Source organism: Deltaproteobacteria bacterium (assembly GCA_035063765.1).
GTDB lineage: Bacteria > Myxococcota_A > UBA9160 > UBA9160 > PR03 > CAADGG01.
Genome location: JAPSFT010000005.1, coordinates 134542 through 146406 on the forward strand (window position 1 = coordinate 134542; position 11865 = coordinate 146406).

Consider the following 11865-nt stretch of genomic DNA (forward strand, 5'->3'; position numbering starts at 1 on the left):
GGTCATCCTCGGGTCTTCCCGGTCCGGCGCCTCGCAGTGGCGCGAGGTGCCGCACGACAAGGAGGGAAGGCACGGTGGACCGATCCGGATCCGCACGCCCGGCGCAGGCCGGCTCCTGCGGTGGGCGGCGCTGACGATGGCGTGGCTCTATCTCCTCGCGGCGATCCTGCTCGAGGTCTGCGGCACCACCTCGATGAAGCTCTCGCGCGGCTTCAGCGTGCCCGGCCCGACCGTTGCGATCTTCGCCTGCTACGCCGCGAGCATCGTGTGCCTGACGCTCGCCGTGCGCCAGCTCGAGATCGGTGTCGCCTACGCGATCTGGGCCGGCCTCGGCACCGCGGTGGTCGCGGCGATCGGGGTGCTCTGGTTCGGCGAGGCCGCGACGCTCGCGAAGGGGATCTCGCTGGTCCTCGTGATCGCCGGCGTGGCCGGCCTCCGGCTCTCCTCGCAGGGCGAGCTCACGCCCCCCGGTGCGGCTGCGCCGATCACGCGCGCCGAGGACGGCTGAGCGCGCGAGGCGGGCGGGGCACGCGCCGCCCGCCGAGCACGAGCAGCGCGCCGAGCGCGACGCATCCCCCGGCGGCAGCCGGCTCGGGGACCGAGACGGGTGCCACGGCCAGGCCCATCGGCTGGCTCGTGACGCTCGCGAGCGAGGCGACCACGGTCGGCTCCGCGCCGCTTCCCGGTGCGACGCGCACGATCGCCGGATCGCCGGCGAAGGGCAGCGCGGTGTCCAGCACGTAGAGCAGGCCGTCGAGGCCCGTCACGAGCGCCTTGGGACAGCGCAGCGGCGTGCCGTCGGCGACCTCGACCGTGCCCTCGGCGAAGCTCATGGGGTCGATCGGGACGAGCTGCTTGTAGAGCGTCCCATAGGCGACCAGGCGCGTCCCGGCCGGGTCGCACGAGAGGAAGAAGGGGGGGGTCAGCTTGGTCTTCTCGAGGGAGAGGATCGTCCGGAACGTGATCGTGTCGAAGGGATTCACCGGGACTTCGTAGAGGTACGGCTCGACGTCCCAGGCGGGCAGGTCCGGCGAATGGTCGGTCGGTGGCAGCTCGGGGAAGATCGAGTCGTACTCGAGCAGCGGATCGCTGATCACGCCCGTGTCGAGTGCGACCTGCCAGTAGCCCTGGCCGTCGCCCATCGCGACCAGGAGCTGATCCCCCGAGACCGCGACGCCGCGCGCGTTCGCCCAGCGCGCGTCGGTGGAGAGCGCATCGGAGGCGATGCCGAAGGCCTCGAGGCCGATCACGTGGCGGATCTCGCTCGAGCCGCGCGCCGAGATCCACATCTCGTAGGCGCCTTCCGTCTGGCGCAGCGCGAGCCCGAACGGAGCCGTGCCCACCGCGAGCGGCGCTCCCCCGCCGGTCTCCATCACGACGAACTGATCGCCCGTCGCGGCGTCGATCCCGACGAGCTGGCTCGTGGCCTCGTCGACGACGAGGATCACCCCGAAGTCGGTCATGACGATGCCGGCCGGCTCGACGAGCAGGTCGGCTCCCCCCGCGCGCGGCGAGACCACCCAGACCTGGCCCGTGTCGGGCCGGACCCCGACCACCCGGCGGTTGGTGCGATCGGTGACGAGCAGGTCGCCGGCGAGGATCGCCTGCGCGGCGCTCGCGACGAGCAGGCTCGCGACGAGTCCTGCGACCATCGACACGCGAGAGCGAAGGGGCGCGGCCATGTGGTTGGTCTTCCTTCCGTCTGGATGGGGGCAGGACATACGCGCCAGCGCGTCACGTCGATATGCGCGCGGTCATACCCGGCTGCGTCCTGCGGCCACACCGGCAGGTGACCTGCAGGACGCACGCAACGGGGGGCGGATCAGCCGCGGGTGCCGGCCACGGGCTTCGGGACGGCGGTGAGGCGCGCGTGGAGGGCGACGAGCTGCTCGTCGGAGAGGCCGGCGTTCGCGGCGCCGAGGACGAAGTCGAGCGGGAAGCCGCGGGCGACCTCGAGGCGCGGGTCGTCGAGGAGCCGGGGGCCGAACTCCTCGACCAGGATCGCCCGCGTCGCGGGGTCGTCGAGGAGCTCGCCGAGGAGGCTCCAGGTGCCGTAGCGGCCGGGGTCGATCGCGATGCCGGCGCTCTCGTACCAGGAGGCCATGGCGCCCCGGTCTTGCACCCGCCGGGGCGCCGGGCACACGTAGGAGGGGTCGGGGGCGCCGGCCAGGCGGAAGGTCGCCTCGTCGCGCTGGCCGCCGGCCAGGGCCACGACGGTGGTCTCGCCCGGGCCGAGCCGCAGCCGCCAGCGGAAGACCCGATCCGGCGAGCGGCGGACGCCGAGGTCCCGGCCGCCGGCGAGCAGGCGCACCTCGGGATGGTTCGCGTACACCTTGAGCTCGAGCTCGGGGTCGTGGCGGTTCACGAAGCGCCGGCCACAGACGTGCAGCACCGGCTCGCGGGACCAGTGGGCCTTGTACCACCAGAAGGCGTCCTTGCGGATCCGGCGGTCGCGCGTGACCAGGCCCTTCATGTTGAAGCCGCGCGTGCCGCCCTCGTCGCGGATCGCCGAGGCGAAGTCGAAGAGGTTCCAGACGAAGGTGGCCCACAGCCAGGGCCGCTCCTCGATCGCCCGCCAGTAGACCTCGTGGAAGAGGGCCTGGTACTCCTCGGTGTAGTCACCGGGCACCGGCTCGCCCGCGTGGAAGTCGGGGCGGGCATCGGCGCCGTACTCGCTGAGCCCGAGCGGCACGTCCGGGTTGGCGGCGCGGTGCGCGTCGAGGGCGGGGCCCACCCCCTCGGCCCGCTCGTGGTACCAGCCGTGGTAGAGGTTCAGCGCGTTCAGGTCCGCGATCCGGTTGATCGGGTCGTCGGGCCGGACGAGGGTGAGCTGCGCCTGGGCGGTCGGCCGGTCGGGATCCTCCTTCCGGGCCAGGGCGGCCAGGGCAGCCGCGACCGGGCGCGGATCGGCAACCTGCTCGCCGATCACCGCCTCGTTCTGGACGCCCCAGCACAGGATCGAGGGATGGTGGCGCTGCTGGCGGATCAGCTCGGTGAGCTGGGCGGCGGCGTTGGTGAGCGGGTCCTCGGGCGAGACCTTCGCGTTGACGGGGATCTCCGCCCACACCACGATGCCGCGCTCGTCGCACAGGTCGAGGACGTCCCCGGCGTGCTGGTAGTGCGCGAGGCGCAGCGCCGTCGCGCCGAGCTCGTCGACGAGGTCGATGTCGCGCTCGATCTCGGCGCGCGACACCGCCGGCGTGCCGTTCACGTCGTGGTGGCGGCTGACGCCGTGGAGCCGGTAGGGGCGGCCGTTGAGGGTCACCCCGCTTCGGGGGTCGATCGCGAAGGTGCGCAGGCCGAAGGGCAGCTCCACGCGATCGCCGGCCACCTCGGCCACCACCCGGTAGCGGTGCGGATCGCGCCGCCCGTCCCAGCGGCGGGGGCGCTCGATCACGAGCTCGGCGGCGGCTTCGGCCAGCGCGCCGGGAGCGATCGTCACGCCGGCCGTCGCGGAGGCCACGGGGGTGCCGTCGCCGTCACGCAGGCCGATCGCAACCTCCTCGCGCGCGCGGGTGGCGCCGTCGTTGGCGACCCGGACCGTCACCCGCACCCGGGCCGTGTCGCCGTCGAGCGCGAGCGGGCGAACGACCACGCCCGGCCCGCCGTGGTCGAGGAGGTCGACGTGGACCGGGCCCACCACGAGGAGCCGCACCGGGCGGTAGAGGCCCCCGAAGATCGTGTGGTCGCCGGTCAGCGGGTAGACGTCGCCGGCCGGCGCGTTGTCGACCCGCACCGCGAGGAGCCCGCGCCCGGCGGCGTCGAGCGCGCCCGTGAGGTCGCAGCGGAAGGCCGAGTAGCCGCCCCGGTGGTGGGCCAGATGCGTGCCGCCGACGTAGACGTCGGCGACCGTGCCCGCCGCCCCGATCTCGAGGAACGCCCGGCGCCCGGCGGCCACCTCCGGCACCACCAGCGCGCGGCGGTACCAGCCCGGCCCGCGATCGTCCCCGGGCGCGGGCACGCCGCCCGGCGAGGTGTTCCACGCGTGGGGGAGCGTCACCGGGTGCCACGGGCCCTCGCCGCCGGCGCCCCCGTCGCCCCTCGCGAGCTCCCACCCCTCCGCGAGCGTCTCGATCCGCCGCACGGCCTCGCCTCCTGCCCGGGGTCGTCCGGAGCCCGGTTCGCGAGGACACTAGCGGCTGCGGCCGCTGCGCCCGCGCCTAGGCGCAGACGCGCAGGCCCCTGGCACCGGCCTCGATCGGGACCGGGTCGCTGATGCGGTCGCCGGCGTCGCTCCACAGCGTGCCCAGGAGGGCGAGGCGCCCGGCGCGCTCGACGACCCGCCCCGCGTAGGGCCGCTCCCGGAGGCCGGCCGGGAAGAGCGGCGCCGGGTCGGCCATGCGGAACGGCCCGAGCGGCCCCGCGCCGACCATCGCGTACAGGTGCCCGGGCTCTCCGGGCGCCGCGGCGTCGTCCCCGAGGCGGAGGCCCGCCGGCGTCGAGAACACGAGGTAGTGACGGCCGGCCGCCGACACCACCTGCGGGCACTCGAGCTCCTCGGCGAAGGGCTCGACGTCGAGGGGCGGCAGGAGCTCCCAGTGCACGAGGTCCCGGCTGCGCGCGACCCCGACGGCGCCCGCCGGTCCCCCGGCCTCCGCCGCCGTTGCGCACACGAGCTGGTGCGCCACCCCGTCCACCTCGAAGAGGAAGGGATCGCGCCAGTGGGGGAAGCGCCGGCGCCCGCGACTCTCGGAGGTGTAGATCCGTTCGTCGATCGCCGTGACCGGGTTCGCGTCGAGCTTCTGCCAGTGGTGGAGATCCGTGGACCACGCCATCCCGACGGCTGGAAGCGGGCCGAGCCAGTTGCCGGTGTAGGCCATCCAGAAGCGGCCTCCCCGGCGCAGCACGGATCCCGTCGCGAGGCAGGCCCCGTCCCAGGCGCCGGCCGGCCCGCGGCGCAGGGCTACGCCGTGATGGGTCCAGGTGCGGAGGTCCGCGCTCGATGCGTGGCCGATGTCCCAGGCCGTGTGCCGGGGCACGCCTTCGGGGCAGACCAGGAAGAAGGCGTGGATGCGCCCGGCGTCGGCGTGGAACCAGGCGTCGCCGAGGTGATGGGACGGGAGGGTCAGCACGGGTGCTCTCCGCGCGGCCGGCGAAGCAGGTCCGCCGTGCTGAGGTAGCCGAGGTCGCTGGTCCCCGGCCAGCGGCCTGGCGCCGTGTCGCCCACCGGCGCATCCTGACCGGCGAGGAGGAATCGGGATGGCGGATCGGGAGCGATGGCTGCGCGCCGCGCTGCTCGCCTTCGGGGTCTCGTTCCTGCTGGTCTATCCCCTGATGGTGTTCTGGCCCTCGGGATGGGCCTGGGAGCCGCGCCAGCACGAGTACGAGCTGATGATGGTCGGCATCTACGGGACGCTCGGCGTGTTCCTGCTGCGCGCTGCGCGCGAGCCGGCGGCGCACCGGAGCCTGATCTGGTTCACGGTCTGGTCGAGCCTCGTGCACGGCGGGATCATGGCCGTCCAGGCTGTCGTCGACCCGGCGGAGCACGGCCACCTGCCCGGCGACGTGGCGGCGCTCTTCCTGGTCGGGGCCGTGCTGGCGAGCCTCATGCCGCGCGGCGGCGCGGGGCGCGAGGAGCCGCGCGCGGCCTGAGGACACGCGCTACGCGAGCAGCGAGCGCGCGATCGTCTGGAGCTGGATCTCGTTGGTTCCGCCGCCGATCTCGAACATCTTGGCGTCGCGGGCGAGCTTCTCGAGCGGGAGGTCGGCCATGTATCCCGACCCGCCGTGGATCTGCACCGCGGCCAGCGCGGCGCGTGTCGCCTCCTCGGCGCAGTAGAGCTTGGCGGCCGACGCGAGGCGCGCGTCGAGCCGGCCGTGCTTCTGCGCCCAGGCGAGCTTCAGGACCAGGTTGCGCGCGTTCTCGAGCGCGAGCGCCATGCGCGCGAGCGGGAAGGCGACGCCCTGGAACTCCCCGATCGCCCGCCCGAACTGCCGCCGGTCGCGCGCGTAGCGCACCGACTCCTCGACGCAGCGCTCGAGGATGCCGAGGCACATGCTCGGCATCACCGAGCGCTCGAGGTTGAGCGTCTCGAGCGCGGCGGCGCCGCGCGCGCGCGCGCTGCTCTCGAGCGAGCCGACGACGTGGTCGAGCGGCACGTGGCAGCCGTCGAGGAAGACGTCGCCGGTGGGCGAGTCGTGCATGCCCATCTTGCGCAGCGGCGGGCCGGTCTCGAGCCCCTGCGTCCCGCGCTCGACCACGACGGGACGGGCGACCGGCTCGCCATCCTCGCGCTCGACACGGGCGAAGACCGTGAGCACGTCGGCGTAGGGGGCGTTGCTGATGAAGGTCTTGCGCCCCTGCAGCCGCAGGCCGTCGCCTTCGCGGACGGCCGTCGTACGCATGCCGCCGAAGGCGTCGCTTCCGGCCTCGGGCTCGGTGAGCGCCCAGGCGCCGATCTTCTCGAAGCGCAGCACGGGGAGCGCGAAGCGCTCGACGAGCGCGGCCGAGCCGCGCGCGAGGATCGTCATGCCACAGCCGAGCGTCGCCATCAGGACCATGCCGAAGCCCGGCGAGACGCGGCACAGCTCCTTGAAGAGCACGCTCGTGAGCAGCGGGTCGCCGCCGAGGCCGCCGGCTTCGCCCTCGCCGCCCGGCTCCTCGGAGCCGGGCCGCGCCTGCCCGCCACTGCGGAGCCGCGCGAGGCGCCGCTCGGCCGTCGCCGCGAGCGCTTCCGCGATGCCGAGCTCACGGCCGAGCTTGCGGAGCAGCGGGTAGGGCAGGGCCTCGCCGCGCTCGAGCGCCGGCACGGCCGGTGCGAGCTCGCGCTCGCACCAGGCGCGGACCGCGCTCTCGAAGGCCCGATGCGTCTCGTCGAGCTCGAACACGGGGCAGCCCTCCCGGGTGGGCGCGAAGGCGATCATCTCCCAGGGCCGGGCGTCGCGCCAAGGGGCGCTTGGTCCTCCGATTGGCGCCGCTGGACCAATTGTTCTACGCCCGGAATCGAAGGATGGCAGAAGGAACCCCGTGATCCTGCAGGACGTGGTCTGGACCCTCGCGCTGGTGGGGATCGGGCTGGTCGCTCTCGTCTTCGCGGCCGTCGTCCTCCAGGCGGGCAGGCCCGCAGAGGAAGCGGCGGCCCGCCGCTTCGCCGCCCGGGCGCGCCGGCTGCAGGCCGGGCTCTTCGCGGTGCTGCTCGCCGGCTTCGTGGCGGGGAGCTGGGCCACCCTGCATCGCTTCCCGATCCCGCCCCAGCACGGCACGGTCGCCGCGCGACAGGTCGTGGAGGCGATCGGACGCCAGTGGTCGTGGCAGATCACTCCCGCCACCGTGGAGAGCGGCAGCGTCGTGGAGTTCCGCGTCACCGCTGCCGACGTCAACCATGGGTTCGCACTCTACGCGCCCGGTGGTCGGATCGTGACCCAGACCCAGGCGATGCCCGGCTACACGAACCGGCTGCTGCACACCTTCGACGAACCCGGAACCTACACGATACAATGTCTCGAGTACTGCGGTATCGGCCACGGACCCATGAAGGCCACCCTCCAGGTGGTCGCACCGGCGAGCGAATGACCATGGCATCCCTCACCCTGTATCCGGACGAGGAGCAGCTCACGGGCGGCGAGCGGGTCACCTTCGACCTGTACATGATCACGGCGGTGATCCTCTTCGTGCTGCTGATGCTGGTCGGTCTGACCATGCGCATGACGCAGGCGAAATGGCTGCCCGTGCCGGCCGGCCTCTTCTACGAGCTGTTGTCCCTGCACGGGATGGGCATGGTGGGAACCATGTCCCTGGCCACGACCGGGGTCATGTGGTTCTTCCTGCGCAGGTACGTGCGATTGCACCTCTGGGCCTTCGCCGCGAACTACCTCCTGTTCCTGCTCGGGTTGCTCTGCGTCGTCCTCTCGATCTTCGCGGGCGGCTACGGCGCGCTGTGGACCTTCCTCTATCCGCTGCCGGTCCGCGGGATGGGGCTCTGGACACCGGATACCGCGGCCCTGTTCATGCTGGGGGGCCTCCTGATCGGAACCGGCTCGCTCCTGTTCTACCTCGACGCAGCCGCGGGCATCATCGCGGTGCACGGGAACCTGGGCCGTGCCCTGGGCCTGCCGTGGCTGCTGGGCGGCCGGATCGACCCCGACCATCCGAAGGCGGTCGTGGCCAGCACGCTGGTGATCATCGCGAACTCCCTGGGCATCCTGGCCGGCGCCGTCGTGCTCGTGATGAGCCTGATCAACGTCTTCTATCCGCAGGTGACGCTCGACGCCCTGGTGGCCAAGAACCTGATCTACTGGTTCGGGCACATGTACATCAACGCCACGATCTACATGGGCGTGATCGCCGTGTACGAGCTCCTCCCGCGCTACACCGGCAAGCCCTATCCGATCTCGCGCCCGTTCCTGTGGTCGTGGGCGGCGAGCACCCTGTTCGTGATCGTCGTCTTCCCCCACCACCTGCTCATGGACTTCGCGCAGCCGCGCTGGCTGTCGACCGTGGGGCAGGTGGTCTCCTGGAGCGCGGGGTTCCCGGTCTTCCTGGTGACCGCCTACGGCGGCCTCGTCAACCTCCATCGCTCGGCTATCCGCTGGACGATGCCGTCGCGACTCCTGGTCCTGTCCCTCTTCGGGTGGGCGGCGGGCATCGTGCCGGCCATCCTGGATGGCACGATCCGCAACAACCTGGTGATGCACAACACCCAGTGGGTGCCGGGGCACTTCCATTTCTACCTGCTGATCGGGGTGCTCGCGATGGTGCTGGCGCTGCTCTTCCACGTCATCGGCAGCCGCGGGCAGGCAGCGCCGGACTCGCGCGCCGACCGGCTGGGCTTCCCGGTCTATCTGGTCGGGGGCCTGGCCTTCGCGCTCGCGTTCCTGGGCGGTGGCCGCGCGAGCGTGCCGCGGCGCATGGCCGAGCACCTGGAGGAGTGGACCTTCACCGACAAGATCGGATCGATCGCCGCGCTCCTGGTCGTGCTGGCGATGGTGTCCTTCGCGATCCGGATCACGGTCGGCCTGTGGAGGGCCTCGCCGTCCAGGGATGCCGGTGCCGGCACTACGGACGCTGCTGGCTAGCCTGCTGATCCTGGCGGCGGGCCTTGCGACGCTCGCGGGCGCCACGGACGGATTCCGGGCCTTCACGGCGGAGGCCGCGCGTCGCCTCGAGGTGAGCGAGCACCCGCGCGCGCTGCCGGCGGCGTCGCTGGAGACCGCGGGCGGGCAGGCGATCGACCTCGCGAGCCTGCGCGGGCGCTGGCTGCTGGTGGAGTTCATCTTCACCCGGTGCACCACGTACTGCTCGGTGCAGGGCCGGGATCTCGCACGACTCCAGGATCGGCTGGCCCGCCCGATCGCAGACGGCCAGGTCGCGCTGCTGAGCATCAGCTTCGATCCGGCCCACGACGGCCCGCCGGAGCTGGCTGCCTATCTGCGCCACGCGGGAAGCCACGGCGCGGGATGGATCGCGGCACGCCCGGCCAGCGCCCCGGATCTCGAGACGCTGCTGCACGCCTTCGGGGTGACGGTGATTCCCGATGGGATCGGTGGCTACGTGCACAATGCGGCGATCTCGGTGGTCGATCCCCGGGGCCGACTGGTCGCGATCATGGACTGGGACGCACCGGCCGTGGCCGAGCAGTACGTCCTGCGCAGGCTGCCCCGATGATGGCGTCGCCGCACGCGAGGCCGCGCCTCGCGGTGGGCCTGTGGCTCGCGCTCGCGCTGCCGCCCGCCCGGCACGCCCTCGAAGCGACGATGACGCTCCACATGCTGGTCCAGATCCCCCTGCTCGCACTCGCCGGATGGTGGCTCGCCCCGTGCCTGCCGGCTCGCGCGAGGGAGAGCCTGGACGCGTGGAACCACCGCGGCATCAGCGGCCTCCTGCTCGCCTCGCTCGCCGCGATGGTCTGGATGCTGCCGCGGGCGATCGATGCGGCCCTGGAGGAACCGTGGGTCGCGATCGCGAAGTTCGTCGGCGTGCCCCTCCTGATCGGCCTGCCGCTGGCGCTGAGCTGGCCGCGGACCGGCTTCGTCGTACGGGGGGTCTTCCTGCTCGAGGTCGTCGCGACGGCGTTCCGGCTGAGCCGGCTCTACCTGCTCGCCCCGGCACGGCTGTGCAGCAACTACCTCGCGAGCGACCAGCAGCGGCTCGGGCAGACGCTGCTCGGGATCGGGGTGGCGACGAGTCTGTGGATCGCCTGGAGGCTCGTGTGGGGGCGCTCCGGGCTCGAAGCCGCGCGCACGGGCGCCGAGAGCGGTGGGCGTGCCGCGCAAGGCGATGCAGCGGCTCCGCCCGCCGGCGCGCGTGCGCGCCTGCACGGATCGGGTCAGGGTGCGTAGCGGAACTCGGGGCCGTCGAGGTCGATCGCCGGGATCGCCATCCGCTCGCTCCAGTAGTCCTGGGTGTGCTGCCACTCGGGCTTGTCGCCCCGGCGCGGAAGCTGGTCGAGGGCGCGCAGCAGGTAGCCGGGGTTGAAGTTGTTCGGGTCGATCCAGTCGAGGATCGGCATGTCCGCGTCCTCGGGCCGCAGACCGACCTCGACCTTGCGCAGGCCCTTCGCCTCCATGTGGTTCAGCAGCCGGCACACGAAGTCCGCGAGCAGGTCGACCCGCAGCGTCCAGCTGGCCCGGAAGTAGCCGAAGATCCAGAGCAGGTTCGGCACGCCCGTGAACATCATGCCGCGGTAGGTGACCGTGTCGTGGAGGTCGATCGCCTTGCCGTCGACCGTGAAGGCGACGTCGCCGAGCACGCAGATCCGGAAGCCGGTCGCGGCCACGATGATGTCGGCCTCGAGCTCGCGGCCCGAGCGGAGGCGCACGCCCTTCTTGGTGAAGCGCTCGATCTCGTCGGTGACCATCGAGGCCTTGCCGGCCTGGATGCCCTTGAACAGGTCGCCGTCGGGCACGAAGGCGAGCCGCTGCTGCCAGGGGCGGTAGGTCGGCGTGAAGTGCTCCTTCACGTACTCCTCGGGCAGGTAGGCCCGCACGCCGTTCAGGAGCTGCTCCGTGGCGAACTCGGGCTGGTCGATGCAGAGCTGGGTCAGGAGCTGGAGGTCGCGCAGGATCTTGCGCCGCACGATCTCGTGGATCCAGGTCTCGTCGATCTCGAGCTCGCGCAGCGTGTCCGCGAGCTCGTGGCGGTTGGGGCCGGGGTAGAAGTAGGTGGGCGAGCGCTGCAGGACCGTGGTGTGCCGGGTGTCGGCCGCGATCGCCGGCACCACCGTGGCGGTCGTCGCGCCCGATCCGATCACGAGCACGTTCTTGTCGCGGTAGTCGAGGTCCTCGGGCCAGGTCTGGGCGTGGACCAGCGTGCCCTCGAAGAGCTCCATGTCCTTCCATTCCGGCGTGTACCCCTGGTCGTGGTGGTAGTAGCCCTGGCACATCCAGAGGAAGTTCGCGGAGAAGTGGAGCGTCTCCCCGGTGTCGGTGCGCCTGGCCTCGACCGTCCACAGGTTCTCGCGGCTCGACCACGAGGCCGAGAGCACCTTGTGGCGGTAGCGGATGTGACGGCCGAGGTCGTTCTCGGCGATCACCTCGCCCAGGTACTTCAGGATCTCCTCGCCCGTCGCGACCGGCGCCGTGGTCCACGGCTTGAAGCGGTAGCCGAAGGTGTAGAGGTCGCTGTCGGAGCGGACGCCCGGGTACTTGTGGGTCCGCCAGGTGCCGCCGAAGGCATCGAGCGCGTCGAGCACGACGAAGCTCTTGCCGGGGCACTGCTGCGTCAGGTGATAGGCGCCTCCCACGCCGGAGATGCCGGCGCCGACGATCAGGACGTCGAAGTGCTCGGTGGGCATCGGGTCGCTGCTCCTGTTCCGCTTCGAGCCGGTTCGCGCGCATGCTTCGAGCGCGCCCGCTCCGGCTCCTGGCGGCGCGATCGCGGCCGCGCGCGGCCACGGGCGTGCATCGGGGCCGGAGGGTATGCCAGGA

The 11865-nt window shown here is 72.5% G+C and carries 11 protein-coding genes; 6 read left to right on the forward strand and 5 right to left on the reverse strand.

Annotation, left to right across the window (positions count from 1 at the left end; all coding sequences use genetic code 11):
- Positions 1–136: 136 nt before the first annotated feature.
- Positions 137–508 carry a multidrug efflux SMR transporter gene (locus OZ948_04485; GenBank protein ID MEB2343975.1) on the forward strand — a complete coding sequence of 124 codons (372 nt, stop codon included), beginning with the start codon at positions 137–139 and terminating at the stop codon, positions 506–508.
- On the opposite strand, the gene OZ948_04490 is transcribed toward OZ948_04485, so the two are convergent.
- The 3 genes from OZ948_04490 to OZ948_04500 all read right to left on the reverse strand — a co-directional run bounded on the left by OZ948_04490 (position 486) and on the right by OZ948_04500 (position 5072).
- Positions 486–1682: a hypothetical protein gene (locus tag OZ948_04490; protein ID MEB2343976.1), complete on the reverse strand. Its 1197-nt coding sequence runs from the start codon at positions 1680–1682 to the stop codon at positions 486–488. The genes OZ948_04485 and OZ948_04490 overlap by 23 nt on opposite strands.
- A gap of 140 nt (positions 1683–1822) precedes the next feature.
- On the reverse strand, positions 1823–4084 hold the full coding sequence (locus OZ948_04495; GenBank protein MEB2343977.1) for a glycoside hydrolase family 2 protein: 2262 nt from the start codon (positions 4082–4084) through the stop codon (positions 1823–1825).
- Positions 4085–4160: 76 nt separating this feature from the next.
- Entirely contained in the window at positions 4161–5072 is a 912-nt protein-coding gene (locus OZ948_04500; GenBank protein MEB2343978.1) for a hypothetical protein, read from the reverse strand.
- A 121-nt stretch (positions 5073–5193) separates the two neighbouring features.
- Here OZ948_04500 and OZ948_04505 point away from each other — a divergent pair, with 121 nt between their 5' ends.
- Complete coding sequence (locus tag OZ948_04505) at positions 5194–5592, forward strand: hypothetical protein (GenBank protein MEB2343979.1); 399 nt, start codon at positions 5194–5196, stop codon at positions 5590–5592.
- Positions 5593–5601: 9 nt separating this feature from the next.
- On the opposite strand, the gene OZ948_04510 is transcribed toward OZ948_04505, so the two are convergent.
- Positions 5602–6828, reverse strand: a complete 1227-nt coding sequence (locus tag OZ948_04510; GenBank protein ID MEB2343980.1) for an acyl-CoA dehydrogenase family protein — start codon at positions 6826–6828, stop codon at positions 5602–5604.
- 139 nt (positions 6829–6967) lie between these two features.
- On the opposite strand from OZ948_04510, the gene OZ948_04515 reads away from it, so the two are divergent.
- Genes OZ948_04515 through OZ948_04530 form a run of 4 tightly spaced genes read left to right on the forward strand, consistent with a single transcriptional unit; the run spans position 6968 to position 10278 of the window.
- Positions 6968–7513 carry a cytochrome oxidase gene (locus OZ948_04515; GenBank protein ID MEB2343981.1) on the forward strand — a complete coding sequence of 182 codons (546 nt, stop codon included), beginning with the start codon at positions 6968–6970 and terminating at the stop codon, positions 7511–7513.
- 2 nt (positions 7514–7515) lie between these two features.
- On the forward strand, positions 7516–9015 hold the full coding sequence (locus OZ948_04520) for a cbb3-type cytochrome c oxidase subunit I (protein ID MEB2343982.1): 1500 nt from the start codon (positions 7516–7518) through the stop codon (positions 9013–9015).
- Positions 8987–9604 (forward strand): SCO family protein, encoded by a 618-nt coding sequence (locus tag OZ948_04525; protein MEB2343983.1) that lies wholly within the window; start codon positions 8987–8989, stop codon positions 9602–9604. The genes OZ948_04520 and OZ948_04525 overlap by 29 nt, the downstream gene beginning before the upstream one ends.
- The gene (locus tag OZ948_04530; GenBank protein MEB2343984.1) at positions 9601–10278 is read left to right on the forward strand and encodes a hypothetical protein; all 678 of its coding nucleotides are present in this window, start codon (positions 9601–9603) and stop codon (positions 10276–10278) included. Before OZ948_04525 ends, OZ948_04530 begins: the two co-directional genes overlap by 4 nt.
- Here the strand turns inward: OZ948_04530 and OZ948_04535 are convergent.
- Positions 10266–11732, reverse strand: a complete 1467-nt coding sequence (locus OZ948_04535) for an NAD(P)/FAD-dependent oxidoreductase (protein ID MEB2343985.1) — start codon at positions 11730–11732, stop codon at positions 10266–10268. The two genes, OZ948_04530 and OZ948_04535, sit on opposite strands and share 13 nt — an antisense overlap.
- Between the last annotated feature and the right edge of the window lie 133 nt (positions 11733–11865).

Coding starts and splice junctions, on each gene's coding strand:
- OZ948_04530 (MEB2343984.1), top strand. CDS start 9,601: ATGATGGCGTCGCCGCACGCGAGGCCGCGCCTCGCGGTGGGCCTGTGG.
- OZ948_04535 (MEB2343985.1), bottom strand. CDS start 11,732: ATGCCCACCGAGCACTTCGACGTCCTGATCGTCGGCGCCGGCATCTCC.
- OZ948_04485 (MEB2343975.1), top strand. CDS start 137: ATGGCGTGGCTCTATCTCCTCGCGGCGATCCTGCTCGAGGTCTGCGGC.
- OZ948_04520 (MEB2343982.1), top strand. CDS start 7,516: ATGGCATCCCTCACCCTGTATCCGGACGAGGAGCAGCTCACGGGCGGC.
- OZ948_04490 (MEB2343976.1), bottom strand. CDS start 1,682: ATGGCCGCGCCCCTTCGCTCTCGCGTGTCGATGGTCGCAGGACTCGTC.